This window comes from Chromobacterium rhizoryzae (genome assembly GCF_020544465.1).
GTDB lineage: Bacteria > Pseudomonadota > Gammaproteobacteria > Burkholderiales > Chromobacteriaceae > Chromobacterium.
The window spans coordinates 1364742-1389223 of sequence record NZ_CP066126.1 but is presented as its reverse complement, the minus strand read 5'-3'; the positions used below and the strand labels follow the sequence as shown (position 1 = coordinate 1389223).

23 protein-coding genes and 1 pseudogene are annotated in these 24482 nt (G+C 60.0%); 14 read left to right on the top strand and 10 right to left on the bottom strand.

Going from position 1 to position 24482, the window contains the following annotated elements; genetic code table 11:
• Window positions 1-283 precede the first annotated feature (283 nt).
• Window positions 284-1202, top strand: a pseudogene (locus JC616_RS06390) (IS481 family transposase); the annotation flags it as partial.
• A gap of 375 nt (window positions 1203-1577) precedes the next feature.
• On the opposite strand, the gene JC616_RS06385 reads toward JC616_RS06390, so the two are convergent.
• A complete protein-coding gene (locus JC616_RS06385) occupies window positions 1578-1859 on the bottom strand; it encodes a CopG family ribbon-helix-helix protein (RefSeq protein ID WP_227107301.1) in 282 nt (93 codons plus the stop codon).
• 327 nt (window positions 1860-2186) lie between these two features.
• On the opposite strand from JC616_RS06385, the gene JC616_RS06380 reads away from it, so the two are divergent.
• From JC616_RS06380 to JC616_RS06370, 3 genes are read left to right on the top strand one after another with little or no spacing between them, the layout of a single operon-like run.
• Complete coding sequence (locus JC616_RS06380) at window positions 2187-2414, top strand: hypothetical protein (protein ID WP_227107299.1); 228 nt, start codon at window positions 2187-2189, stop codon at window positions 2412-2414.
• Window positions 2411-3157 carry a DUF5131 family protein gene (locus JC616_RS06375; RefSeq protein ID WP_227107297.1) on the top strand — a complete coding sequence of 249 codons (747 nt, stop codon included), beginning with the start codon at window positions 2411-2413 and terminating at the stop codon, window positions 3155-3157. Before JC616_RS06380 ends, JC616_RS06375 begins: the two co-directional genes overlap by 4 nt.
• 20 nt (window positions 3158-3177) lie before the next feature.
• Window positions 3178-4449 (top strand): three-Cys-motif partner protein TcmP, encoded by a 1272-nt coding sequence (locus JC616_RS06370; protein WP_227107295.1) that lies wholly within the window; start codon window positions 3178-3180, stop codon window positions 4447-4449.
• Window positions 4450-4493: 44 nt separating this feature from the next.
• On the opposite strand, the gene JC616_RS06365 is transcribed toward JC616_RS06370, so the two are convergent.
• Window positions 4494-5426 carry a three-Cys-motif partner protein TcmP gene (locus JC616_RS06365; protein WP_227106089.1) on the bottom strand — a complete coding sequence of 311 codons (933 nt, stop codon included), beginning with the start codon at window positions 5424-5426 and terminating at the stop codon, window positions 4494-4496.
• A 499-nt stretch (window positions 5427-5925) separates the two neighbouring features.
• On the opposite strand from JC616_RS06365, the gene JC616_RS06360 reads away from it, so the two are divergent.
• The 9 genes from JC616_RS06360 to JC616_RS06320 all read left to right on the top strand — a co-directional run bounded on the left by JC616_RS06360 (window position 5926) and on the right by JC616_RS06320 (window position 18187).
• Window positions 5926-8562, top strand: a complete 2637-nt coding sequence (locus tag JC616_RS06360) for a hypothetical protein (protein ID WP_227107292.1) — start codon at window positions 5926-5928, stop codon at window positions 8560-8562.
• Entirely contained in the window at window positions 8559-11087 is a 2529-nt protein-coding gene (locus JC616_RS06355) for an amidohydrolase family protein (RefSeq protein WP_227107291.1), read from the top strand. The genes JC616_RS06360 and JC616_RS06355 overlap by 4 nt, the downstream gene beginning before the upstream one ends.
• 273 nt (window positions 11088-11360) lie before the next feature.
• A complete protein-coding gene (locus JC616_RS06350) occupies window positions 11361-12212 on the top strand; it encodes a methyl-accepting chemotaxis protein (protein WP_227107290.1) in 852 nt (283 codons plus the stop codon).
• 72 nt (window positions 12213-12284) lie between these two features.
• Complete coding sequence (locus JC616_RS06345) at window positions 12285-12752, top strand: YbaK/EbsC family protein (RefSeq protein ID WP_227107289.1); 468 nt, start codon at window positions 12285-12287, stop codon at window positions 12750-12752.
• A gap of 271 nt (window positions 12753-13023) precedes the next feature.
• On the top strand, window positions 13024-13575 hold the full coding sequence (locus tag JC616_RS06340) for a DUF3304 domain-containing protein (protein ID WP_227107288.1): 552 nt from the start codon (window positions 13024-13026) through the stop codon (window positions 13573-13575).
• Window positions 13563-14549, top strand: coding sequence for a DUF3304 domain-containing protein (locus JC616_RS06335; protein WP_227107287.1), 987 nt, complete (start codon window positions 13563-13565; stop codon window positions 14547-14549). The genes JC616_RS06340 and JC616_RS06335 overlap by 13 nt, the downstream gene beginning before the upstream one ends.
• Window positions 14537-14983: a hypothetical protein gene (locus tag JC616_RS06330; protein WP_227107286.1), complete on the top strand. Its 447-nt coding sequence runs from the start codon at window positions 14537-14539 to the stop codon at window positions 14981-14983. Before JC616_RS06335 ends, JC616_RS06330 begins: the two co-directional genes overlap by 13 nt.
• Window positions 14976-15530, top strand: coding sequence for a DUF3304 domain-containing protein (locus JC616_RS06325; RefSeq protein WP_227107285.1), 555 nt, complete (start codon window positions 14976-14978; stop codon window positions 15528-15530). The genes JC616_RS06330 and JC616_RS06325 overlap by 8 nt, the downstream gene beginning before the upstream one ends.
• Entirely contained in the window at window positions 15518-18187 is a 2670-nt protein-coding gene (locus JC616_RS06320; RefSeq protein ID WP_227107283.1) for a T6SS phospholipase effector Tle1-like catalytic domain-containing protein, read from the top strand. Before JC616_RS06325 ends, JC616_RS06320 begins: the two co-directional genes overlap by 13 nt.
• A 56-nt stretch (window positions 18188-18243) precedes the next feature.
• On the opposite strand, the gene JC616_RS06315 is transcribed toward JC616_RS06320, so the two are convergent.
• The 7 genes from JC616_RS06315 to JC616_RS06285 all read right to left on the bottom strand — a co-directional run bounded on the left by JC616_RS06315 (window position 18244) and on the right by JC616_RS06285 (window position 22940).
• Entirely contained in the window at window positions 18244-19440 is a 1197-nt protein-coding gene (locus JC616_RS06315; RefSeq protein WP_048414603.1) for a tryptophan--tRNA ligase, read from the bottom strand.
• 175 nt (window positions 19441-19615) lie between these two features.
• Window positions 19616-20254, bottom strand: a complete 639-nt coding sequence (locus JC616_RS06310) for a site-2 protease family protein (protein WP_107799979.1) — start codon at window positions 20252-20254, stop codon at window positions 19616-19618.
• A gap of 47 nt (window positions 20255-20301) precedes the next feature.
• On the bottom strand, window positions 20302-20922 hold the full coding sequence (locus JC616_RS06305; RefSeq protein ID WP_107799980.1) for an L-threonylcarbamoyladenylate synthase: 621 nt from the start codon (window positions 20920-20922) through the stop codon (window positions 20302-20304).
• Window positions 20923-20927: 5 nt separating this feature from the next.
• The gene (locus JC616_RS06300) at window positions 20928-21797 is read right to left on the bottom strand and encodes a 3',5'-nucleoside bisphosphate phosphatase (protein WP_227107281.1); all 870 of its coding nucleotides are present in this window, start codon (window positions 21795-21797) and stop codon (window positions 20928-20930) included.
• 2 nt (window positions 21798-21799) lie between these two features.
• The gene (locus JC616_RS06295) at window positions 21800-21988 is read right to left on the bottom strand and encodes an oxidoreductase-like domain-containing protein (protein WP_227107279.1); all 189 of its coding nucleotides are present in this window, start codon (window positions 21986-21988) and stop codon (window positions 21800-21802) included.
• Window positions 21985-22200: an RNA-binding S4 domain-containing protein gene (locus tag JC616_RS06290; protein WP_107799982.1), complete on the bottom strand. Its 216-nt coding sequence runs from the start codon at window positions 22198-22200 to the stop codon at window positions 21985-21987. Before JC616_RS06290 ends, JC616_RS06295 begins: the two co-directional genes overlap by 4 nt.
• A gap of 200 nt (window positions 22201-22400) precedes the next feature.
• Complete coding sequence (locus JC616_RS06285) at window positions 22401-22940, bottom strand: AAA family ATPase (protein WP_227107277.1); 540 nt, start codon at window positions 22938-22940, stop codon at window positions 22401-22403.
• On the opposite strand from JC616_RS06285, the gene JC616_RS06280 reads away from it, so the two are divergent.
• Window positions 22927-23136, top strand: a complete 210-nt coding sequence (locus JC616_RS06280) for a hypothetical protein (protein WP_227107275.1) — start codon at window positions 22927-22929, stop codon at window positions 23134-23136. The genes JC616_RS06285 and JC616_RS06280 overlap by 14 nt on opposite strands.
• Before the next feature lie 318 nt (window positions 23137-23454).
• On the opposite strand, the gene JC616_RS06275 is transcribed toward JC616_RS06280, so the two are convergent.
• Window positions 23455-24453 (bottom strand): asparaginase, encoded by a 999-nt coding sequence (locus tag JC616_RS06275; protein ID WP_227107273.1) that lies wholly within the window; start codon window positions 24451-24453, stop codon window positions 23455-23457.
• Between the last annotated feature and the right edge of the window lie 29 nt (window positions 24454-24482).

Genomic DNA, 24482 nt, shown 5'->3' with positions numbered 1-24482 from the left:
ACTGAAACCATCCAATCCGCTACTGCAGGTACCTGAGCCCTTACAGTGAGCGCAGGCGTGGAGCAGATGATGTTCTGAAGTCATGGTAGTCCGTAGGCTGGGTTGCGGATGCCAATCATGCCATTTGCAACATGATCATGGTAGGGCTCTGGTGCGAAAGAGTTGATCCTTCTCAACGGGAAGCCAAGCCTGTAATACTTAACAAGATTGGTTAGTTGCTGACCTTCGCAGGGCTCGTATCTGACTCTAAAGCCCCCTGCTACTGAAGGCAGGGGGACGTCGCCGCTACCAGAACGCAGTGGCTGATGGCGGCGTCGAGGCGTTGTTCGATGCCAATCGTCGCACACCCAACCCCATGAACCGCATAGACGACGCCATAGAGGCGACCGTCGTTGCCTATGCAACGGAACAGCCTGCGCACGGGCAAGTGCAAGTCAGCAACGAACTGCGCCAGCGCGGCGTGTTCGTTTCCCCTTCGTGTGCGCTCAGTCTGGCTGCGACATGACCTAGCATCGTTCAAGCAGCGGCTACGTGCTCTGGAACATCTGGTAGCTGAACAAGCCATCGTGCTCACCGATGCGCAGATCGCGGCACTGGAGCGCAAACAAGAAGATGATGTCGCGCATGGCGAGATTGAAACAGCGCATCCGGGCTATCTAGGCTCGCAGGACACCTTCTATGTGGGCACGATCAAAGGTGCCAGGCGGATTTACCAGCAAACCTTTGTCGATACCTACAGCAAGGTGGCATTTGCCAAGCTCTACACCACCAAAACGCCGATCACTGCGGCGGATTTGCTCAATGACCGGGTGTTGCCGTTCTTTGCCGAGCATGGGATGGGGGTATTGCGTATGCTGACAGATCGCGGAACCGAGTATTGCGGCAAGCCGGAAACCCATGATTACCAGCTGTGCTTGGCGGTGAATGATATAGAGCACACCAAGACCCGTGCGCGGCATCCGCAGACAAACGGCATCTGCGAACGCTTCCACAAAACGATCTTGCAGGAGTTTTACCAGGTGGCATTCCGCAAAAAGGTCTATCTGGAACTTGACGAGCTACAGGCCGATCTGGATGCTTGGTTGGTCTACTACAATCAGGAACGCACCCACCAAGGCAAGATGTGCTGCGGCCGCACGCCCGTACAAACCTTTATTGATGGCAAACGGGAATGGAGGGAGAAGGTAGACAACTTGAATTGATCTGACAGCCAGGCACCGTCAAAACGGGAGACTGTCAGATCAGGTCTGAACTTCTACACTTCAGCCAATCGTCTTAGTAGCTCTGCGCGCTTTTTGGCGAAATAAATTTCTGCCTCTTCATTCGGCACACTAGGAGCGGGGTCATCTATGGCTGCATGGACTGCTTGGCGTACATAAGCGTCATAGGCCTAGGAGGAGGACGCCTCCACAAGGGCGGCTGGTTCAGGCTTTTCATGGTTTGTATCCTTGCAAGCCGAGTGCTCGACCACTCGGCCGGAAGGTCAAGTACTGCAGATATGCCAGTTCGGCTCAAGTGACAGACCTCCATGCACCTGTGCACGCAACTTGTATCGTCCTATGAATTTAGAAAGGGTTCTACTGATCCACTTTCCTCGGTAATAGAACCGAATTTTCTGCCCCTAGGCTTTCCACCCAGGCATTTACGGCTTGGTCGCTGATAACCTGACCAAGATCGACATCGGTAAGCGCTTCTTGAGTAAGGCGTTCGCGCTTTTCTTCTCCTTCTATCCAAGCAGATAGCGCCTGTTTCATGATCCACTCCGGAGAACGTTCCAGGCGACTTGCCATTTGATCGATTCTATCAGCCATTTGAATCGTAACATGAACAGAGATCACTCTAACCCGGCAGTCAGACATCATAATTTCCTTAGAAAAATCATTGACTTAACGACAGAAACTGATTCAAAAATACCATAGCAGAACCCTAAAACCAAACCTACGTGTCAAACGAGGTGCTTAAGACACTAAGAACTGTGTCATTTGGGAATATAGCAGCCTAGATGCCTCGTGAGTCACACTGGGTTCAAGACGGCCTTGAGAAGCTAAGCAATTAACAGCCCACAGATCGATGTGACCTGTTGCAATTCCCTTCGTAGCGACTTAGAAAATTCATGAACATCAGCAATTTATATTCCATTTGGCATAATTCACGTATGATTACAGTGTAATCAACGAGTGCAGCACATGACAAAAACTCGAAAGCAGCAACTGGCCACAGCCCAGGATGGATATCGCAAGCGCCGGCGCAAAGAAGGTTTTGCACGTCTACAGACATGGTTACCGGGAGAAGCTATGCAGAACCTAGCGGAGCTCAGAAAGACCTTGAGGCTAGGTCAGGCAGAAATACTGGAGTTGGCGATTGCCAAGTTGCAGAGAGAGTTACAAAATCGCGATAATGAGGTGCAATTATGACAACGGTAAGCAAAATAGAGTGGACTGAGCGAACTTGGAACCCGACAGTGGGGTGCACCAAGATTTCCCCGGGGTGCAAGCACTGCTACGCAGAGGGTATGGCTGGTCGATTACAAGCGATGAAGACTCCCGGCTACGAGAACGGTTTCGAATTGACGCTGTTGCCACAACGCTTGGATGACCCACTGAAGCGTAAAACGTCGACCACCTACTTCGTGAACTCAATGTCGGATCTGTTTCATGAAGACGTGCCGTTCGACTATGTGGCTAAGGTCTTTGACGTTATCGAACGCGCCCACTGGCATACATTCCAGATCCTGACCAAACGGGCAGATCGTCTGGAGGCGTTCTTTACCGGTAAAACCGCTCCAAGCAATGCTTGGTTAGGCGTGTCGGTTGAGGATCGCAAATACGGCGTACCGCGCATTGATCACCTTCGCCGTGTCGACGCAGCAATCCGCTTCCTCTCCGTTGAACCGCTGCTTGAGGATGTCGGCGCGCTGGATCTAACCAACATCCATTGGGTAATCGTGGGTGGGGAATCCGGGCCTAAAGCACGGCCGATGAAAATCGACTGGGTCGACTCGATTCGTGGCCAATGCGAAGACGCCGGTGTTGCGTTCTTTTTCAAGCAGTGGGGTGGCTGGGGTGCCGATGGCGTGAAACGTGCTAAGAAGTACAACGGTCGTGAACTACATGGCCGCACGTGGGACCAGATGCCGGATGTAGAACAACGAATCTAAGACCGAGAAACCAGAACTGGATGACAGCCAATACCAAGTATTTGTGGAAATTGGGAGCCCCGCTTCCAGTGCTGCAACAACACAGCGCGGTTAAACACAAGATCATTCAGTCCTATGTGCGCGACTACATCATGACACTGATGAAACGCGCCAGCATCCCCAAGCTACAACTAACCTTGGTAGATGGTTTCTCTGGCGGTGGCTGTTATCTGGACGAGGGAGGTCTACCTGTCGATGGCTCCCCTCTGCTGATGATGAGGGCCGTGCAAGAAGCGCGCGCACATCTCAATCTCGATCGGACCATTCCCCGTGATATCAGCGCCGATTATGAGTTCATTGATATCTGCCCCGATACTGTCGAGTACCTACGTTATTGGCTGAATGGCCGCACAGAAGAGGGAATCATACCTTTCCATGATGCTCAGCGTGCCAGGATACAATGTGGTGACTTTCTCAAAGAGTTACCACGGCTGATTGACACAATCCGGCGACGCAAGATGGGGGAGCGGGCTATTTTTGTGCTCGACCAGTACAACTACTACGATTTGCCACTGCCCTATATCAAGCAGATCTTGCACTCTCTAAAGAGTGCAGAAGTGATCCTGACCTTTAATGTCGGCGCGATGATTACCTTCTTGTCGGATCGGGCGGCTAACAGGAAGCCGGTTGAGCATGTCGGCCTAGACAAGTACATTCCCTGGGAAGATATCAAGCAAATTAAGGCCGAAGAACAACAGACTTGGCGTCGCACCCTACAGCGCTATATCGCCCACGGCATTCGACAAGAAACCGGCGCCCACTATGCGACGCTTTTCTTTGTGAAGCCGCATGGTCTGAATAAGTGGGACTATTGGCTAATCCACCTCTCCAAACACTACAAGGCTCATGAGGTGATGAAGGATCTGCACTGGCAGCATGCTACAGAGTTTGGTCATGAGCTGGAGCCAGGAGTATTCATCCAGGGTTACGATGCCAATCGGGATCAGACTTACACAGGCCAAGACACCTTCGACTTTGGCAACACTTCCCGGGTCGTATGTGTGGACGGATTACGTGAACATTTCGGCCACCAATTGGCCGAGTTGCGACAACCGATCCCGCTTGGTCAACTCGTATATGCCTGTGCTAGCCAGTCACCTGGTTCAACTCAACATTTCCTCGAGGCGGCCAAGCTGCTACACCACTCAAACGACGTGATCATCACCAGTGCCGATGGCAGGAAGCGGCAACATTCCAAACATTATCACCTGGATGATGTGATTGAGTTTTCCCCTCAGATACGGCTGATCTAAAGGCAAATCTTCGCACAGATGACAAAGCCAATTTGTGCCAGAAACTAGCCAAATAAACCTTCCGAGGCAATCACTGGCCCAGTACGCAGTGACTTTGTTTTTAGCTTCCCGGTCAACTGCATGTTCAACAGATGGCCGGCAATACGTTTGGTGAGCTTAACGGCACTCGGGCTGGAGTTGGCTGATGCAAAAAACAAGGCAAATATGGGAGACCCTTGATCTGGTAGCTTGATTGGGTCCAGCACAACCGGAAAGATGGTATGTAACTGTCGTTGCATGTACGCCAGAATCTCGTCTTGGCTGAGCACCCGTTGCCGTTTTGTTGCAGTCTCTTCTGCCGCGAATAAGTCAGTTTGATCGGTATCCCGGTAAAAGTCCTTCATCCAATCAGTCGTGCCGAACAAGCGTGTCAGTGCTTCTGACTTGCTGGCATCGACCTTGTCGAACTGATTCGCTGCCTGCCGGCACACGGCGTTGAGTGGGAATAGATACCAGAGGTCAATGGCACTGGTGGCCGCGATCTGTTGCAAGGTCTCCCAGCGCACCGCCATTCCATAGGGATCCAGAAACATGACGGCGCGACTATCCTTCCAACTGATCTTCCGGAGTAACTCACTGACTCGAGCATTGCCGTCCCCGGCCAACACCTCGACTCGTTTACCAGGATAGGCCTGCGCCAGCTTGTTGAGTGCTTTGACATGCTTGGCTTTGATATCGATGAAGTAATAATCGTCAAAGCCAGGTTGGACCTCGAGAGCTCGCTCGGCAGAGCCACTGATCCGAACGGTTTTTCCATCAAGATTGATCGCGCACTCGCCGGTGCCGGCGAAGGCGTCTATGAACACCCGCCTAAATGGCGAGCGAGGCAGTGGCTTGTCCTGCAGGGCGGTGTTAAACGCCTCCAGGTAGCGCTGCAGCATTTCCAGCTTGATCACCGTCCAGTTACCGCCAAAGCCGTGGTAGTGCAAATCGCTCATTGCCAAAGGCCCAAATTATTCCATTGTCTTTTTTAACTCATAATCACTATGTATGACAAGGTGAAAGGCGATGATCTCGGGAGAGATCGCAGAAAAGCGAGTGGTGCCTTGATCGTGAACTATTACTCTCAGGCTATGGCAGCAATCGATGCATAGGGCAGGATTGCCTACAGGAGCTGGGTCAGTCCAGCTGCTTCCCAAGCGACAGTTGTCATCTTTTATCTGGTTTTCAGAGGACAGCTTTACCCAACTTGCTGATGGTTCGAAAAGGACGAAGGCAGATCGTCGGCCAAAGCCGTCGTATGCTCTTTGCCGTGAATTTGACGGAGGCAGCCTTATCTCACATTTTCCATATGAGCAGGATAGGCCATGATCATTCTGTCATGCTAAAATCATAAGATTGGGACCCCAACCAAACCCGGCACAGTCCAACAGGCCGCACCTGCCTGTCGAGAAAGTATGGAGTGGCTCCCATGATTGAAACCTCGGGAGATACCCATTGATCCAACCCACAGCCGCCCCAGAGAAATCCTCAGAAGTACTTATTCGTCTCGAGCATGGGGACAGTGCCAAAGCGCTATCGATCGACCAACTCGTACACAGAGAGAACTACGAGCGCCTTCGAGATCAGGTTATCAAACACCTCAAGACCTTAGATACCGCAGAAGCGGCCTCAAGGTATGACCCTGGTAGTGGCTGGACACAGTTCCTGGATGGGACACGAGGTGCGGGCAAGTCGACATTCCTTAGCTCGGTAAAAGTCGCCCTTGAGAACGACGCCCAGGTGAATGGCCATCTTGCTTTCATCAACCTGATCGATCCAAGTCGCATTGAGCGCAGCGAGATTATCCTTCTTGTGATACTGCAACAACTTCGCAAGCGGGTTGACGACGCTCTCAAAGCGCAGTGCCGATCGCAAGACGAACAGCTACGAGAAGAATGGCACCGCACTTTCAAGGGAGTCGCCGGAGGCCTGAGCATGTTCGCCAAGGACTACCACCCTCTTAACGATTTGGACCCGGATCTGTTCCTCGAATGGGGACTGGAACGTGCCGGCGATAGTACGAACCTGCGAACGAAGCTGCACTGTCTGTTTTCCACGGCCTGCCGTATCCTCGGCGTACGCGCGCTCATGTTGGCATTCGACGATGCCGACACGGACTCCACGCATGCGGTCAGCCTGTTGGAATGTATCCGGAAATACTTGGATGCCCCTCTCGTAATGGTTCTGGTGACAGGTGACCTTGAGCTCTACTCGCTGCTCGTGCGCCAGCACTTCGCGCAGACAGTTGCTGGCAAGCGCGAGGCGGCCATAGAACTTCAACGCCGTTCAATACAAGGGGATCGGTCAGCCCAGTACCTGCGTATGATTGATCACCTAGAAGAGCAGTACCTACTCAAACTCTTCCCGATCCACAGGCGCATGCAACTGCAGCCGCTCTGGAATGTCATGCTTCGCGCGAACTGTCGGGTTACGCATCCCGCTTGGGGGACCGAACCGATCCATGTTAAGGATGTCGTCCAGACAATTGTTCGGCGCGGATTGCGCGTCAAAACCAGTGGCGACGTTGCTATCTATGTTGAGTTCCTGCTCAAACAGCCTCTGCGCTCGGTGTTGCAGGTCATGGCCAGCTGTGCTCCGTATCTGAGGGGCTCTTCAGCCCTCACATTGGCGCCTGCATCTTGGTCAGCCGAACTATCGACTGCGCTCTGTCGCTCTCTGCAAGCCCTGGCACTAACCAGCCTCTACAAGTTCTCAGTCGACACCGACGCCATTGCTGCGCAAGAATTCCCCGCGTTGGCGCAAGCTGTGTTCGATCTGTCTCTTCTGGATGGCGACATTGATACTGCGCCGTATCTCCGCCCAATGTCAGCAGAGCAGGACATCAGGGTCAGCTTCGCAGCCCTAGCGGCAGAAGTACCCAATTTCTGTGCGGAACGGCCAGGGATGGCGTTACGCTATCTATTACGCGGGCCCGGTAGTGTCTCGCTCTACTCTCTCGCCCGCACCCATCCTGGCGAGAAAGACCTATCCCCTTCATTAGATCGCGTCTATCAATTTAAATCGTATCTGGGGATCGGCCGGCGGGAAGACAGCCTTGACTGGGCTCGGCGTGCCACTGCAGTCATCGCCCTGCCTTACAGTATCAATCCTAAGGCCCGCGTCGTGCTCCCCGGCGTTGTCGGATTGAATCGGAAAGGGCGTAAGTCGGAGCACACGGCTCGAACCGCGATCCGACTTGCTGTCGAAACCAGTGCGATCCAGCGGCTACCTGTCTTTGCGCTGAGTATGGTCGACGTTGCGAGTAACACCGGCACTCGCACGTATGGGTCCATCTTCACGCTCGTTGGCCTCATCGAGAAGCTGCTTTCCGCGGATTCGGAAAGTGATCAGGAAGCTCGCATAATCTTCGAACGTGCGTATCCATCGTTGACTGTGACTGCCCCCAACTGGTCGCCTCAAGGAAGCACCGCGGATTTGGGAGACGTGGAGGCATCAAAACCTGCAAAACCTGGAAGTGAACCTTCTAAGCAAGAGAAGCTGTGGGAGGACATTGATGCCTGGCGTCGAAATGCGCTGCAGTTGGCTGAGGCGACCTCTCCATCTGCCATTTTTCTCGGCAAAGTCTGGACACGACTCTTCTTCAGCCTACAGAAGGCCTCCGAGGAGTTGAGACCTCACGCTGACTTCGGCGAAGTGATGGAGATCTTTGCGCTCTGCGTCATCAATGCCTTCCTGGTCGAGGAGGCGGAGCATCACCTCCCGGGCTCGTCCAGCATTTCGACCGTAGATTTGCGTGTAGACAGAAACAATCCTCGAACTTCGGCCTCTTGGTTTGTCGACAAGCTCAAGTCTATGCAGCCGCAACGACGCGATTTTCCTATGACATCGATAGTGGCAACATGCCCGCTGCTCCTGGGACTACTCGATGTCCACTTGGGCTACGCCGACACGCTGAAGCAGTTGTTTCCCGAGAATATGGAGACGGCTTCAATTGAAGCGCTACTGCGCCCCAAGGCGCTAGCTGGGCATATGAAGAAGGTCTCTATAGCGGGACAGACGCGAACTCGTTCGCAATCAACCGCACCCAACACTATGGAGCCACGCGACGCTGGTGAGGCCCCCGCAGAATGAGCACCCAGGCCGCATCTATCGGCTCGCTCCTCTCGGCCTTGCTGCTGTCGGACCACCGAGTCCTGCGACGCTCCTGGGAGACGCCCTTCACTCACCCACTGGAATGGTCCGAGTTGCGGGAGCCGACCTATCTCGCCTATCAGCCCTGGGCGGCACGTTTCCCGGATCATGTGTTCGATTCGGCGTGGAGGTTCCTGACTGCCCGTCAGCAGCCTGACCAAGGGACCCTGCTCACTGCGATAAATGCCCTCATCGACGAATTCCTGGAGTTGCGGCATGGAGAGGTGCGCATCCGTCGCGATCTCTTTGGCTCCTGGCTGCAGGGCGTGGCCAGTCGGGTCTCTTTGCTCCCGATCCAGGCCACGGCAGACGTGTCCCTTGGTGTCGGGCGGTACACCCTGGTCGGCTCCTCCCGCTTGCAACCAGTCTCGTTCGATAGCGGGGCCTCCCCGTGGCGACGTCAGATCCTGCCCCTGCTCCGGCCGGAGGAGGCACCAGTCGCCGACTATGTGGAACGGGAAGGACTACATGAGACGCATTTACATCTGAACGGCAGCACACATGCCGAGATCTGCTGGCTGCGCGCGATCCGCAATCCACACACGGAGGCCCGAGAGTTCGTCGACGCGTGGACCCGTGGCAAACACTCCGGACGTATTCGCGAACTGGTCGGGCAGGCGAATCCCGAGCTGACGCCGCAGGTCTTCTATCAGCACCTGCGGACCGCGAGCCGTCTTCGAGCATGGCTCGTCGGTGCCGCTAAAGACATGATCACACCGAAAGTGCTCCTGCCCACATCTTGTCAATACTTGTCCTCCGCAGGCAACGACGAATGGTCTATAGGCCTGCGAGAGCCGGCTCCATCGTGGCGAAACGAACCTGATATCGAAGACGAACTTACTTGGATGGCCGGTCTCGTCTCTAGGCTCCTGCAACGGCCGAGCGTGCAGCTGACCCGCATGTTTCACGCCTACTTGCTACTGTCGAACGAATACTATCGATTGCTCGTCCAGAGCGAGGCACAGTACGGCTTTGACCAGTTCCAGAAGTTCACTCTAACGGAACTCCGCGAGCCTGCAGAACGGGACTATCGAACGCGCTTCCACGCGATGCATGGGCCCCGGTCGGCGACCAGCACGGTCGGGTATCTGGAGGGTCGCTTCGCACCCAAGGATACCCCAGTGAAGGCTTACAAGCTCTTTAAGGCCATCCTGGGCGGCTACCTCAAATACCTGAGTGACACTGCAGACATCGGGCGCTCGCACGGCAGGCCTCCCCGCACCCTCTCAGCTTTATTGGCCGAGCTGGATCGATATTTCCAGTGGCCGATCATTCGGCACCGAAGCATCCACCGCCTAACGCTTGTGGCACACTTCATCAAACAGCCTTGGCCTCCAGCGCAGATGCACCAAGCGGGCCCTTTCCGCCACTACCCGCTCGATCTTCAGTTGCGTCGGATGACGGGCGTAATGCTTTCGGTGCTCGCCCGGTGGCCTCGACTCCAGACCTGGGTACGGGGCATTGATGCCGCTGCTAACGAACTGCATGCGCCACCAGATGTATTCGCCTCTATTTTCCGTGTCTGCCGGCGAGCAGGCCTGACCCGACACACTTACCATGCAGGAGAGGATTTTCGTCACCTGCTGTCGGGGATCGCTACTATGTGGGAAGCATTGACCCTGCTGGATCTGCGCGACGGCGACCGCATCGGGCACGGCACGGTCATGGGAATCCGACCAAGCCTGTGGCTCGAGCGGATGCCGGCCACGATCATTCTGTCCCGTGGCGAGTGGATGCTGGGTGTGCTGGCCGCGTGGCAACTTCTGCGGGATAGGCCAGGGACCCAGGCGTGTGCTTTCCGGCTCCAACGAGAACTGGAGGAAGTTGCTGAACAGATTTTCGGGCGCTCGCTGGCGGCTCGTGATGTGGAGCGCGCGATGGCGCTTAGAGGGTTAAGTCGCTACGACCTGATGCGACAGCAAACGGGAGAGGGAAACTCGCACCACATGTCCTTGAGCGAACTTTGGCGAGAGGAGACAGAACTGGTCTGGTCAGCGTGCCAGAGCCAACCTCAACCCGTCGGATTACTATGGAGGTGGTTGAGCGACGAGAGTGTGCAAGCGTGCTCGGACGAACTGATCGCCAAGGAGGCTCACTTCCTAGATGCACCAACCTACGTCCAATTGCAGCAGGCTCTCATGCAGCATGTGGCCGATCGTGGAGTCCTCATCGAGACTATGCCTTCAAGTAATGTCCGTATTAGTCAGTACCACAACATTGACGAGCACCACTCGCTGCGCTGGATGCGAGTTCCAGGATACGTCGAAGAAGGCGACCCGGAGATCATGGTGTGCCTCGGCTCTGACGACCCAGGGATCTTCGCGGGTGACCTCGAAACCGAGTTTTACCTGTTGTATGGTGCACTGCGGCGAGCGGGATTAGGAGATTCGGAGGCCTTAGGTCGCCTGAGCGTGTTAAACGAACGTGGCAGGACCTATCGCTTCCACCATCCCATGCTGGCTTGATCGAGGGCGCGGTAATGATACTCGGCGATTGCTATCATGGACGGCTAGGATGAATCGCCCTATACCTTCTAAACACATAAACGGTGACCTCGACCTCCTCCCGTGACCCACTTTACTGTTCTTGGCTTGAGTAGCAGCTATGGCCGAAGAGCAGCTACTACCACGATTTAGTCCTAGAAAAAATGGCCCCCAACTTGGAGGCCATCCTTCTCACAGCGTAGGCTGTGTGTGAAATCCCAAAAATCTAGAAAAGTGGGAAAAATCTAGATCTTCATGGGATCCTACACCAGCCGCAAGATAGACCAGCATATCGCGATGATTCCGGTGGGCGAAGTCATGTTCAAGACCAAGGTGTTTCCGATCTGGGACTCCGCCCACCCCGATCAACTGCTGTGCTTCATGGCCAGCTTTCAGGACGTCTCCGCCGAAATGCTCGCCCAGCAATTGCAGGACCAGGGCAATCAGCGCCGCGACTTCCTGGAGGTCCGCATCAACGAGTTGTCCGAAAACATGCAGGCGATGAGCGCCACCATCCAGAACGTGGCGGTGCAAACCGCCGCCGCCTCCGAATCCTCAGAGCTGATGCTGGGCGAGGCCAAAAAGAGCATGGCCATCGTCAGCGACACCAATCAGGGCATGCAGCAGGTGGGCGCCATGGTGCGCCAGACCGCGGACAGCCTGGTCTCGCTGGGCCAGCGCTCGGAAGCCATCGGCCACATCGTCAACGTGATCAAGGACATCGCCGATCAGACCAATCTCCTGGCCTTGAACGCGGCGATCGAGGCGGCGCGCGCCGGCGAGATGGGCCGCGGCTTCGCCGTGGTGGCGGACGAAGTGCGCAAGCTGGCGGAACGCACCACCAAGGCCACCCAGGAAATCGGCGACATGATCCGCGCGATCCAGGGCGAGGTGCAGCAAAACGTGCGCGCCATCGAACAGGGCCGCGAACAGGTTCAAACCACGGAAAACGACTTCCAGCGCGCCGAGGGCGCCCTGCAAACCATCGTTGGCGAGATCAACACCATGCGCAATTTCGTGGTGGAAATCGCCAACGCCTCGGAAGAACAGGCCGCCACCTCGCAGGATATCGCCGATAAGCTCAGCGACATCACCCGGCAGAACTGAAGCAAAAACGCTTCACAAGCAAAGGATGGGGCGGAATAATGAAACGCTCCACCCTTCGCTTCGAGGCCAGACATGAGCTTAGCGTCCGTCCAGGCGTTTTTCGCCGCCCGTCAGCTGGACATCCCCATCATAGAACTGGAAGTCAGCACCGCCACCGTGGCGGAAGCCGCCGCCGCCCACGACGTGGAGCCCGGCCGCATCGCCAAGACCCTGGCCTTCCGCCTGAACGACGGCCGCGACGTGATCCTGGTGGCGCGCGGCGACGCCCGCATCGACAACCGCAAGTTCAAGGACGCCTTCGGCAAGGGCAAGATGCTGCCGCCGGACGAGGTGGAGGCCATCACCGGCCACCCGGTGGGCGGCGTCTGCCCATTCGGCCTCGCCACCGAGCTGCCCGTCTATCTGGATGTGTCGCTGCAAGCCTACGACGAAGTGCTGCCTGCCGCCGGCGCCGTCCACAGCGCGGTGCGGCTATCACCGCAGCAGCTGCACCACATCACCCAGGCCGACTGGGTGGATGTGTGCCAGGATTTTGCCTGAGCCCTCCCTCTCCTCTTCCGCCCGGGCGGCCCAGGCCGCCCACTCTTCCAAGCCCTCCGCATCGACCAAGCAAACGCCTGGATTTTTAAGGCTTTTCCTATTTGTGACTTCCCGCCTCTTCGCCACAATAGCGCTTATGTCATTCGCGTTATCTATTTTTAATATGTAAAATATTTAAGCAAAACATGCATTTGATCTCACGTCCGAACCCAAATCGAGGCAGAGCGACGCCATGGCCGGACTTGGCTTTCTACCGCGAAAGGAGTGGATCATGCCTGACTTCGCCGCCGTCTGGCGGTCCATCCAACACGGCCTGGCCGCGCTGGCCCTCGCCGCGCTGTTGCCGGCCCAGGCCATGGGCAGCAAGCCGGCCAATGAGATGCTGCCCGCACCGGTCGAGGGCTATAACCACACCTCCGCCAATATCAACCGCTTTAGCGTCAACCGCGCCGGCGGACCCAATATCGGACCCTACCAGGGCGGCGGCAAACAATCCTGCTGCGCCTCGCTGCCGCGCCAGTGGCGGCCGGGACTGATGGCCACCGTCGAATGGGAAAAAGACCCCAACCCGATGTCTCCCTTCCGGCGGGACCAATATGGTCGGATCCTTCCATCGGAACAAGAACGTGTCCGTGCTGAATTCACCCAACACCGCGCCGTCGTCGAAATCCCGCGCTATGAGAAGTCCTGCGGCCTCAATGTCCACTTCCTGCCCTGTAATCAGGTCAAGGTCGTCAGCTATTGCGGCGGCTATTACGGCGACCCTGGCTACCCGGTACAAGAGCCCCTCAAGATGAAGGAACCCAAGACATGCCCCAAGTAGATCAGCGTCCCGCCCCCGAAGCCGTCCACCTCCGTGCCGAGCCCTTCCCCGACAACGGCCTGCTGCCGCTCAATTACCGGCAGCGGCTGAACAATGAGCAGTTGAAGGAGCGTGACCTCAGCGACGAGAAATACCGCCGCCGCAAGGCCGCCGCCGAGGGCGGGCCGGTCTACGCCTCGCCCACCTGCACCAAGAGCCTGACCCTCTCGCTGTTCTTTGACGGCACCAATAACCATGAGCCGTCGGATCGTGAAGCCAAGCCGTTGAACACCTCGAATCTCGCCCGGCTGCCCCATGCCGTTTTTGCCACGGAAACACACGGAAGGACATGGACAACACCCACAAAGCCCGCGCCGTGTTTTTCCCTGTGTTTCCGTGCTAACCAGCTTGTGCCGTTTCCCCTCACTGCAAGAAAGGAGTTGACCATGTCTGAGTTCGTCACCTGGCGGTCCTCCCAAGCCAGCCTGGCCCTGCTGGCCTTCGCCGTGCTGCTGCCGGCCCAGGCCATGGGCAATAAGCCGTCCACCGAGATGGTTCCCGCGGGCGTCGAGGGCTATAACCACACCTCCGCCGCCATCAACCGCTTCAGCGTCAACCGTGCCGGCGGACCCAATATCGGACCCTACCAGGGCGGCGGCAAACAATCCTGCTGCGCCTCGCTGCCGCGCCAGTGGCGGCCGGGACTGATGGCCACCGTCGAATGGGAAAAAGACCCCAATCCCAATTCACCGATTAAGCGGGATAAAAATGGGCAGATCCTCCCATCAGAAGCGATACGCATCCGTTCGGAATTCACCCAACACCGCGCCGTCGTCGAAATCCCCCGCTATGAGAAGTCCTGCGGCCTCAATGTCCACTTCCTGCCCTGTGATCAGGTCAAGGTCGTCAGCTATTGCGGCGGCTATTACGGCGACCCTGGCTACCCGGTACAAGAGCCCCTCAAGATGAAGGAACCCAAGACATGTCCAAAATAGACCAGCGTCCCGCCCCCGAAGCCGTCCACATCCGTGCCGAGCCCTTCCCCGACAACGGCCTGCTGCCACTCAATTACCGGCAGCGGCTAAACAATGAGCAGTTGAAGGAGCGCGACCTCAGCGACGAGAAATACCGCCGCCGTAAGGCCGCCGCCGAGGGCGGACGGGTCTATGCCTCGCCCACCTGCACCAAGAGCATCACCCTCTCGCTGTTCTTCGACGGCACCAATAACCATGAGCCGTCGGACCGTGAGGCCAAACCGCGTTCCACCTCGAACACCGCCCGGCTGTTCCATGCCGCTTTCCCCACGGAAACACACGGAAGGACACGAACAACACCCCCCCAAGCCCGACCCGTGTCTTTCCCTGTGTTTCTTGAAACCACAGGTTTGTGCCGCCCCCCTCACCGCAAGCAAGGAGTGGATCATGTCTGAGCTCGCCGCCGTCTGGCGGTCCATCCAACACGGCCTGGCCGCGCTGGTCCTCGCCGCGCTATTGCCGGCCCAGGCCATGGGCAATAAACCGTCCACCGAGATGCTGCCCGCACCGGTCGAGGGCTATAACCACACCTCGGCCGCCATCAACCGCTTCAGCGTCAACCGCGCCGGCGGCCCCAATGTCAGCCCGTTTAGCGGCGGCGGTTCACAAACCTGCTGCGCCGCGTTGCCGCGCCAATGGCGGCCTGGACTGATGGCCACCGTCGAGTGGGAAAAAGACCCTAACCCCAGGGCTCCGATTGCGTTGGACAAAACTGGGCGCCAATACGATATGGAGGCGTATGAACGCCATGCCGCCAACTACACCCAACACCGCGCCGTTGTCGAAATCCCACGCTATGAGAAATCCTGTGGCCTCAACGTCCACTTCCTGCCATGCGATCAGATCAGAGTGGTGAGCTATTGCGGTGGCTATTACGGCGATCCTGGCTACCCCGTACAAGAACCCCTCAGAATGCAGGAGCCCAAGACATGTCCCAAATAGACAGCCGTCCCAAGCCCGAAGCGGTACAGCTTCGCTCAGGCCCCTTCCCCGAGAGCGGCCTGCTACCCACCACGCTGGCCGAACGCCGGCAGAACCTGAACGTACAGGCCGGTGACGAGAACGCCGAAAAAGCCCGCCGCCGCCGCCGCGCCGCCGAAGGCGGTCCGGCCTATTCTTCGACCAGTTGCACCAAGAGCATCACCATCTCCCTGTTCTTCGACGGCACCAATAACCATGAGCCATCGGACCGTGAGGCCAAGCCGCGTTCCACCTCGAACATCGCCCGGCTGTTCCATGCCACCATGGGCTTGCTGCCGGGCGATGCTACGGACATTCTTAGTTCTCCTGGCAGCAAGCTGAAGGATCAGGGCCTGTACCGCTACTACATTCCCGGCGTCGGCACCCGCTTCCCGGAGATCGGCGAGTTGACGCCGATGAGCAGCGGCCTGATCTTCGCCAATGGCGGCGAGGATCGCATCAACTGGGGACTGACCCGGGTGATTCACGCTTTGCGCCAGAATTACGGCCTGCCGCCCTTGCCTGATGAAGAAGCCAAAGAGCTGATCACCACGCAGATGCGCACCGCCGGCTCGCAGCCGAATGGCTACCGTTACCGCCAGGATGCCTTGCGGCCGCAGCTGGAGGCACTGGCCGAGGCCCGCTATGCCAGGTCCCGGCCCACGGTGCTGGGCATCCGCCTCTACGTTTACGGTTTCTCCCGCGGCGCCGCCGAGGCCAGGGTGTTCGCCCGCTGGCTGGAGGCGCTGACCCGGCCCGCCGATGCGCCGGAGGGGGCGGTGGAGGTCCAGCACAGCTTGATCGGCATCCCGATCTCGATTCGCTTTATGGGCCTGTTCGACACCGTCGCCACCGTCGGCCTGGCCAATAGCCTGCCGATGGCCGACGGCCACATGGCCTGGGCCGGCGACAGCCAGTTACGCCTGTCCGACAACCCCCTGTTCCTGGAGCAGTGCCAGCACTTCGTCGCCGCCCACGAGCAGCGCGCCAGCTTTCCATTGGACAGCATCCGCCGCCGCGATGACCCCAAGCAGGCCAACACCCAGTCGCGCTACCGCGCCGGCTGCGTCGAGACGCTGTATCCCGGTGTGCATAGCGATGTCGGCGGCGGCTACCCGCCCGGCGAGCAGGGCAAGGGCGTGGACCCCGAGTTTCCCGAACGGCAGTGGCTGCTGTTGTCGCAGATACCGCTGCACGATATGTACCGCGCGGCCTTCGAGGCCGGCGCGCCCTTCACCATGCCGGAACTGGCGCTCCCGCTCAGCGTGCGCGAGAGCGAACCGTGGCGGGTTATGGACCCGACGGTTCGGGCTGAGTTTTTTGTATCTCCTGAACTCATCACCCGCTTCAACGCCTGGCTGGGGCAAGCCCAGGCCGGCGGACTGGAAGACGTGTTGCGCAGCCAGATCGCCTGGATCACCGGCTGGCGCATCCACCGCTGGATTGCCGGGTCGCGCTGTATTTACGAGTACGAACATGATCAGGCGCGGCAGGACTATTTCAAGCGTTGCGACGGCAAGGACCAGCCCAAGCCGCTGCGCCAGGCGCTGGAGCGCGAGCATGGCCGGCAATTGCAGGAGGACCTGGCCCGGCGCGACAACAAGCCGCCGCCGGCACTGTCGCCGGAGCAACAGAAGCAACTCAACGATGACCGCGAACTGATAGCCAAAGCCGCCGCCGGCAAGCCGATTCCGGACGGCGGCAAGGCCAAGGACGGCAGCGAGCAGATGGTGACGCGGCCGGGCGTGGCCACCCGGGTCAATATCGACAAGGGCTTTGAGCCGGTGATCGACCAGCAGCAGCTGGAGCACGGCGCCAAGGACTTCCGCAAGGATTATGTGCCGGAGTGGCAGTTGTCCGGCGACCCCAGCAGCGTCATCGACGGGGTGTTCGATCTGCTGCTGGGCGGCACCGTTTACCTGCTCAACAGCGACGACGAGGCCGCCGAGTACGCCAGCATCCGCGAGGGCGGCCAGGCCAAGGAAAAAACCTTGTTCGGCCAACACGAGCTGCGCGATCTGGTGCTGCTGTACGACGAGCACATCCACGATTCGCGCGCCTGGTTCATGTACTCCAGCTGGATTGGCTCCCGCGAGCCGTGGACCGACTACTTCCGCTACCGCACGGTGTTCTACGACGACGAATCCAACAAGCCGCTATCGCCGCTGATGATAGCCGGCCGGGTGGTGGGGCTGGCGGTGACGCTGGGCAGCGTCGGTTTCGCGATCAAGCGCAAGGACCCGCGCTATCTGCTGGGCTTGATCTTGCCGTCGCTGGGCTTGCCGGTCTTGAGCGGGCGCGGCTGGCCGCAGTGGCCGGCCGGGGCGCTGCCGGAGCTGAGCTTCACCGACCCGCAGAGCGGAGCGGCCTTGCCGATGGCGGAGCTGGACCCGGCGTTGCGGGCCTTCAGCCAGCGGCCGGCGGCGGCGGAAGCGGCGCTCAAGGCGGCGTGGCGCGCCGAACCGCGGCTGCCGGAGTTCGGCGCCGAGCCGTGGCAGCCGACGCCGCTGATGCTGAGGGCCTGGGAGGCGCGTAAGCAGGACATGGCGGAACTGGAAGCCTGGCGCGCCTTGACGCCGCCGCACCCCAACGACCCGGATGCGCCGCCGCTTCCGCCGCGGCCGTGGTCATGGTCGTAGTGAGGCGGTAGCCAGCCTACCCGCCCAGGACTGGCAAGCCAGGGCGGGTCAGGCGCTCAGTAGCCCAGCCCCATCGCTTCCTTGACGTCCTGCATGGTGGCGCGCGCCACTTGCTCGGCCTTGGCGTTGCCGGCGGCCACCACTTCCTTGACCAGCTTGGGGTTGCTCAGATACTGCTCGGCGCGTTCAAACATCGGCTGCTGTTCGCGGAGTACGCCGTCTATCACCGGTTGCTTGCAGTCCAGGCAACCGATGCCGGCGCTGGTACAGCCCTGCTTCACCCATTCGCGGGTATCGGCGTCGCTGTACACCTGGTGCAGCTGCCATACCGGGCATTTGTCCGGGCTGCCCGGATCGGTGCGGCGCACGCGGGCCGGATCGGTCGGCATCGCCCGCACTTTTTTGGTGACGGTGGCCGGGTCTTCGCGCATGGTGATGGTGTTGCCGTAGGACTTGGACATCTTCTGACCGTCCAGGCCCGGCATCTTGGACGCCTCGGTCAGCATCGCCTCGCATTCGGCCAGAATGCTCTTGCCCTTGTTCTCCAGCCAGCCAAACAGCCGCTCGCGGTCCGCCGCGCCCAGATTCTGGCTGGCGGCCAGGATTTCGCGCGCGCCGGCCAAGGCTTCGGCGTTGCCGTCTTGCAGATAGGCGGTGCGCAGGCGGTCGAACTCCTTGCCGGCCTTGCCTATCTTCTTCACCGCGGCGCGGGCCAGTTCTTCGAAGTTGGGTTCGCGGCCAAACAGGTTGTTGAAGCGGCGCGCCACTTCGCGGGTCAGCTCGATGTGCGGCACCTGGTCTTCGCCCACCGGCACCAGGCCGGCCTTGTAGATCAGGATGTCGGCGGCCTGCAGCAGCGGGTAGCCGAGGAAGCCGTAAGTGCCCAGGTCCTTGGTGGACAGTTTTTCGATCTGGTCCTTGTAGGTGGGCACCCGCTCCAGCCAGGACAGCGGGGTCACCATGGACAGCGCCAGGTGCAGTTCCGCGTGCTGCGGCACTTTGGACTGGATGAAGACGGTGGCCTGTTCCGGGTCCACGCCGGCGGCCAGCCAATCTATCACCATGTCCCACACGCTCTTGCCGATGATGGAGACGTCGTCGTAATTGGTGGTCAGCGCATGCCAGTCCGCCACCATGAAGTAGCAGTCGTGAGTGCTTTGCAGCTGCACCCAGTTCTTGATCACGCCGTGGTAGTGGCCAAGGTGCAGGCTGCCGGTGGGGCGCATGCCGGAGAGAATGCGGTTGGCGAACATGTTTGAATTCCGTTTCAGAAAATATGCGCGACCGCGCCGGAAACGAAGTCCGGCGCGTCAGGATTGGGGGGAGCCGGGCGCTTGAGAGTCGGTTTACGATCTGCTGCGCGTCGTGGAGCGTTACACGGGGAATACGCCTTGTCTCGCTCTCACTCGCAAGATCGTAAACACACTCTTAGATCAGGGCGCGCACCAGGCCGTACATCAGGCCGTAAAACGGCCGCAAAATGGTGGTCAGCAGGCCGGTGAAGATCAAGGCCAGCAGCACCCACATGCCGTAAGGCTCCAGCTTGGCGTACTTCCAGGCCATGCCGGGCGGCAGAAAGCTCTCCACGATGCGGCCGCCGTCCAGCGGCAGGATGGGCAGCAGATTGAGCAGCATCAGCGAGATATTGATGCCGATGCCGGCCTGGCTCATCAGCGCCAGCGGCTCGCTGTAGCTGGTATCCATGCCGATGGCCAGTTTGAACAGCAGCACCCACATCAGCATCATCAGCAGATTGGAGGCGGGCCCGGCGGCGGCCACCAGCCGGCCGTGCTCGCGCGGCTTGCGCAGCGCGCCGAAGTTGACCGGCACCGGCTTGGCCCAGCCAAAGATGAAGCCGCCCAGCGTCACCGACAGCAAGGGCAGCAGCACGGTGCCGATCGGGTCGATGTGCTTGAGCGGGTTCAGCGTCATCCGCCCCATCATATAGGCGGTGCTGTCGCCGAAACGGCGCGCGGCGTAAGCGTGAGCGGCCTCGTGCAGGGTGATGGCGAACAGCACCGGCAGCGCGTAAATGGTGATTTTCTGGATCAGGTTAATGTCGCCCATGATGTCTCTTGTGGGTTGAAAACGGTGTCGGGAGGCAAAAGCGGAGTTTATAGACCAAACGGCGACGGGTCGCCCTTGCCGCGACGCAGCAGTTCCACGCCCTCGGTCATGTCGATCACGGTGGTGGGCTCGGTGCCGCACCAGCCGCCGTCTATCACCGCGTCCACCGCGTGCTCCAGCCGCTCGCGGATTTCATACGGGTCGGTCAGCGGTTCCTCGTCGCCGGGCAGCATCAGGGTACAGGACAGGATGGGTTCGCCCAGCTCTTCCAGCAGGGCCAGCGCCACTTTGTGGTCCGGCACCCGCAGCCCGATGGTGGAGCGCTTGGGGTGCAGGGTGCGGCGCGGCACTTCGCGGGTGGCTTGCAGGATGAAGGTGTAGCTGCCGGGGGTGGCGGCCTTCAACATGCGGAACTGGCTGTTGTCCACCTTGGCGTAATTGGCCAGCTCCGACAGATTGTGGCAGACCAGGGTCAGGTGGTGACGCAGGTCCAGCTGGCGGATCTCCAGGATGCGCTCCATCGCCGGCTTGTCGCCCAGCATGCAGCCCAAGGCGTAACAGGAGTCGGTGGGATAGACCACCACCCCGCCCTCGCGCAGGATTTTCACCGCTTCGCGCACCAGCCGCGCTTGCGGATTGTCCGGATGGATCATGAAAAACTGTGCCATGTGGGTCAGCCTTGTGCCGGGTCCGCCGGCCGGATGATGCGCGCGGCCAGCGCGTCCCAGATGGGTTTGCAGATCGGCGGCAGGTCGTCGGTGCGGCCGACGTCGCGGCCGCCCTCGCCTGGAGCGTGGAAATCGCTGCCGGCGCTGGAGTACAGTTCGTGGCGGTCCGCCAGCAAGGCGAACTTGTGCATATCGTCCAGGCTGTGGCTGCCGCTGGCCACTTCGATGCCGCGGCCGCCGGCCTGCTTGAAATCGTTGATCAGCCGCTCGATCAGGGTGCGGCCCATATCGTAGCGGCCGGGATGGGCGATCACCGCCTCGCCGCCGCCGGCCAGAATCCAGCCCACCGCGTCTTCCAGGCCGGCCCATTCGTGCGCCACGTAGCCGGGCTTGCCCGGCGTCAGGAATTTGCGGAACACGGTGCGCACGTCCTTGACCTGGCCGCTATTGACCAGGAAGCGGGCGAAGTGGGTGCGGCCTATCATTTCCGGGTTGTCGCACAAGGCCATCGCTCCGTCGAACGCGCCCTGAATGCCCACCTTGACCAGTTCGTCCGACATCTGCCGCGCGCGGTTGACGCGCCCGTCGCGGATGGATTGCAGGCCGGCGGCCAAGGTCGGCTGGTCCGGGTCTATGCCCAGGCCGACGATGTGCACGGTGTGCTTGCCCCAGGTGACCGAGACTTCGACGCCGTTGAGGAAGGCCAGGCCCTGGCGCGCCGCCTCGGCCCGCGCCGCGGCCAGGCCGTGGGTGCAGTCGTGGTCGGTCAGCGCCACCAGGGTGGCTTCGCGCTCGGCGGCGCGCGCGATCACCTGCTCCGGCGGCAAAGCGCCGTCGGAGGCGTGGGAGTGGAAATGCAGATCGATGCTGGCCATGCTTATTGTCCGTTGGCGGCGGCCTGGCGCGCGGCTTCGCGCAACTCCCAGGCGGCCAGTTTGGCGCGGTATTCCGTCATCAAGGCGTTATAGCTGTCCCAGATGCACGGGTCGCAGCCGCTGCCGCAGCAAGCGTCGTCCGGCGGGGGCTCGGGCGCGTCCGGCGGCGGGTCGAAGTCGTCGTCGTTCATGCCGCCACGACGCGGATGGAAAAGCCTTCGCCGCTGACCTGCTGGCCGGCGCGGATCTTGCAGGTCTTGCGCAGTTCCTCCTGGCCGTCCACTCGCACATTGCCTTCGGCGATGAAATGTTTGGCGGCGCCGCCGGAATCGCAGACATTGCAGATTTTCAGCAGGTCGCACAAGGCGATGTATTCGCCGCTCAATTCAAAGGTTTCGTTCATTTTTGCACACTCGATTGGGACAGGGCTGTGAGCGGGCTGTGGACAAGAACCGCAGCGCCTTCATTTTTCACGCCTTTTTACTGTCGCTTATTTTTTAATCTATCGCCGACAACTATCCACGCCATGGCAGGACAAGCTTGTGGGCCTGTTGTGGATAATTGCGGCAATTTGCTGAATTTCCAGCGCTTTATTCTTTGCGCTCAAAATTTAGGCAACTCGCCCGGCCAGAGGGCGGCCAACGCCGCCCGCGCCTGAGCCATGCGCCTTTCATGCGCGCCGCTCACCCGCGTCGCGTCAACGCCCGCGTCTTGCAGCGCCTGCCGGTAGAGGCCGAACAGCCAATCGCGCTGGGTCGGGTGGCTGCGCAGCGGGTCCGGCTCCCAGGGGATGTCCGGCTCGGCCAGCAGGGTCAAGGCGTAATCGCCGGGCCGACACAGCGCGAGCAAGCCGGGGCTGCAATGCCCGTGCGCCACTTCGCTCCAGATCTTGCAATTCAAGGCGGTGGTGTCGCACAGCAAAACTTGGACGCCGCCGGCCAAGGACTGTTCCGCCGCCAACTGTCCACGCGCCACATCCTCTATGATTTCCGGCGTGGAGCGGTACGGCCGCGCGGCGAAATAATCGCGCGCGTATTCCGGCACCCAGGCGGCGGCGATGCCCGCCTCGTTCAGCGCCGCCGCCAGCGCGCGCGCCAGCGTGGTCTTGCCGCAGGACTCCGGCCCCACGATGGCGATCTTCAACGGCCGCGCCGCGCCTTCTGACATCCGGCTGCTCTCAAAATACGGAAAAGCGGTCAATTATACGCCGCTTGCCGCGCTATCAACAGCCGGGCCGCTGTTCTCAACAAGCAAAGGGGACAGCCCTGTGCGCCAGCTGTGGACAAGGAAGCTAAGCCCTTGCCGCAAAATGGATTTGACCGTGAAGATCAAAAAATAGGCAGACCGATGGATTACCCACATCCAGCGTGAAAAGCCATGTGGGACAATTGTGGATAAAGCCGCCAAGTCCTTGTTCCGCCAAGTGCATTTTCTTTTGCTCATTTTTTAAGCAAAAATCAGCGCCAATTCAAGACGAAGGCATGCGCCGCACGCCGTCCATCGCCGGCCCGGCCCCGCCGCGCCCATTTTCCCGTTTGCCCACACCCAAGGTGCAAAGCCGTGTGGGCGAGTTGTGGACAAGCGCGGCAAAGCCCTGAAAAACCGGCACAAAAAAAGGCCGCTCAAAAAATGAGCAGCCTGGGTCGCGCACGGCGTCTTAATGCGCGCTCATCTCGCCGCGCAAGGGCTTAGCCAATTGCGCCGCCAGTTGCTGTCCGCTGAGACCGGCGGACAGCAGCACGTGCAGCTTGGCCAGCGCCGCTTCCGGCGTCAGGTCCGCCCCGGCCACCGCGCCGGCGCGCGCCAGCGGCTGGCTGGCGGCGTAAGCGCCCACCTCCACCGCGCCGCGCGGCGCCTGGGTGATGTTGAGCACGGCGCCGCCGCGCGCGGTCAGGGCCTTCACCCCGTCCAGCAGCGCCGGATCGGCCGGCGCGTTGCCGCTGCCGTAGCTCATCAGCACCGCCGCGTCCAACATCGGGTCCGCCATCAGGCGGCCGGCCAGCGCCGCGCCCTGCCCCGGACTCAGGAACAGGCAGGCGATGCTCAGGTCTTCGCGCAGCGCCTTGGGCTGGAATTCGCCCTGCCCCGGCAACCAGGCGGCCTTGTTCCAGTGCGGATGGATGGCGAAGCGGGCCAGCGGTTCGGCGTTGGGCGAGCCGAAGCCGGCGAAATGCTCCACATCCAACTTGCGGGCGCGGCTGCCGCGCAGCAGCAGGCGGTCGAAGGCGATGACGACTTCGCGCAGCTCAGGCTGGCAGGCCGCCTCCAGCGCGTCGGCGACATTGTTCCAGCCGTCGGAGCGCGGGTGCAGCAGCGGCAGCTGCGCGCCGGTCAGCACCACCGGCTTGCCCAGCCCGCGCAGAGCGAAGGCCAGCACGCCGGCGGTATAAGCCATGGTGTCGGTGCCGTGGATGACGACGAAGCCGTCGTAGTCGCCGTAACGCTCGGCCAGCGCGGCGATGATGCGGTTCCAGTGGCGCGGCTCGATGGCGGAGGAGTCGATCAACTCGTCGAACTCGACCACGTCGAAATCCAGGCCGGGCCGGCGGAAACGCTCCAGCAGGCCGGGCAACAGGCCTGGAGACGGCGCCAGGCCGTCCGGGGTTTCGGTCATGCCTATGGTGCCACCGGTGTACAACACTAAAACGCGGCTCATGCGATCTCCTGCAAACAGTGTCCAATGCC

Coding starts and splice junctions, on each gene's coding strand:
- JC616_RS06330 (WP_227107286.1), top strand. CDS start 14,537: ATGTCCAAAATAGACCAGCGTCCCGCCCCCGAAGCCGTCCACATCCGT.
- JC616_RS06275 (WP_227107273.1), bottom strand. CDS start 24,453: ATGAGCCGCGTTTTAGTGTTGTACACCGGTGGCACCATAGGCATGACC.
- JC616_RS06300 (WP_227107281.1), bottom strand. CDS start 21,797: ATGGCCAGCATCGATCTGCATTTCCACTCCCACGCCTCCGACGGCGCT.
- JC616_RS06290 (WP_107799982.1), bottom strand. CDS start 22,200: ATGAACGAAACCTTTGAATTGAGCGGCGAATACATCGCCTTGTGCGAC.
- JC616_RS06365 (WP_227106089.1), bottom strand. CDS start 5,426: ATGAGCGATTTGCACTACCACGGCTTTGGCGGTAACTGGACGGTGATC.
- JC616_RS06370 (WP_227107295.1), top strand. CDS start 3,178: ATGACAGCCAATACCAAGTATTTGTGGAAATTGGGAGCCCCGCTTCCA.
- JC616_RS06375 (WP_227107297.1), top strand. CDS start 2,411: ATGACAACGGTAAGCAAAATAGAGTGGACTGAGCGAACTTGGAACCCG.
- JC616_RS06335 (WP_227107287.1), top strand. CDS start 13,563: ATGCCCCAAGTAGATCAGCGTCCCGCCCCCGAAGCCGTCCACCTCCGT.
- JC616_RS06310 (WP_107799979.1), bottom strand. CDS start 20,254: ATGGGCGACATTAACCTGATCCAGAAAATCACCATTTACGCGCTGCCG.
- JC616_RS06350 (WP_227107290.1), top strand. CDS start 11,361: ATGGGATCCTACACCAGCCGCAAGATAGACCAGCATATCGCGATGATT.
- JC616_RS06345 (WP_227107289.1), top strand. CDS start 12,285: ATGAGCTTAGCGTCCGTCCAGGCGTTTTTCGCCGCCCGTCAGCTGGAC.
- JC616_RS06340 (WP_227107288.1), top strand. CDS start 13,024: ATGCCTGACTTCGCCGCCGTCTGGCGGTCCATCCAACACGGCCTGGCC.
- JC616_RS06305 (WP_107799980.1), bottom strand. CDS start 20,922: ATGGCACAGTTTTTCATGATCCATCCGGACAATCCGCAAGCGCGGCTG.
- JC616_RS06325 (WP_227107285.1), top strand. CDS start 14,976: ATGTCTGAGCTCGCCGCCGTCTGGCGGTCCATCCAACACGGCCTGGCC.
- JC616_RS06280 (WP_227107275.1), top strand. CDS start 22,927: ATGGCGATCTTCAACGGCCGCGCCGCGCCTTCTGACATCCGGCTGCTC.
- JC616_RS06295 (WP_227107279.1), bottom strand. CDS start 21,988: ATGAACGACGACGACTTCGACCCGCCGCCGGACGCGCCCGAGCCCCCG.
- JC616_RS06355 (WP_227107291.1), top strand. CDS start 8,559: ATGAGCACCCAGGCCGCATCTATCGGCTCGCTCCTCTCGGCCTTGCTG.
- JC616_RS06385 (WP_227107301.1), bottom strand. CDS start 1,859: ATGTCTGACTGCCGGGTTAGAGTGATCTCTGTTCATGTTACGATTCAA.
- JC616_RS06380 (WP_227107299.1), top strand. CDS start 2,187: ATGACAAAAACTCGAAAGCAGCAACTGGCCACAGCCCAGGATGGATAT.
- JC616_RS06320 (WP_227107283.1), top strand. CDS start 15,518: ATGTCCCAAATAGACAGCCGTCCCAAGCCCGAAGCGGTACAGCTTCGC.
- JC616_RS06315 (WP_048414603.1), bottom strand. CDS start 19,440: ATGTTCGCCAACCGCATTCTCTCCGGCATGCGCCCCACCGGCAGCCTG.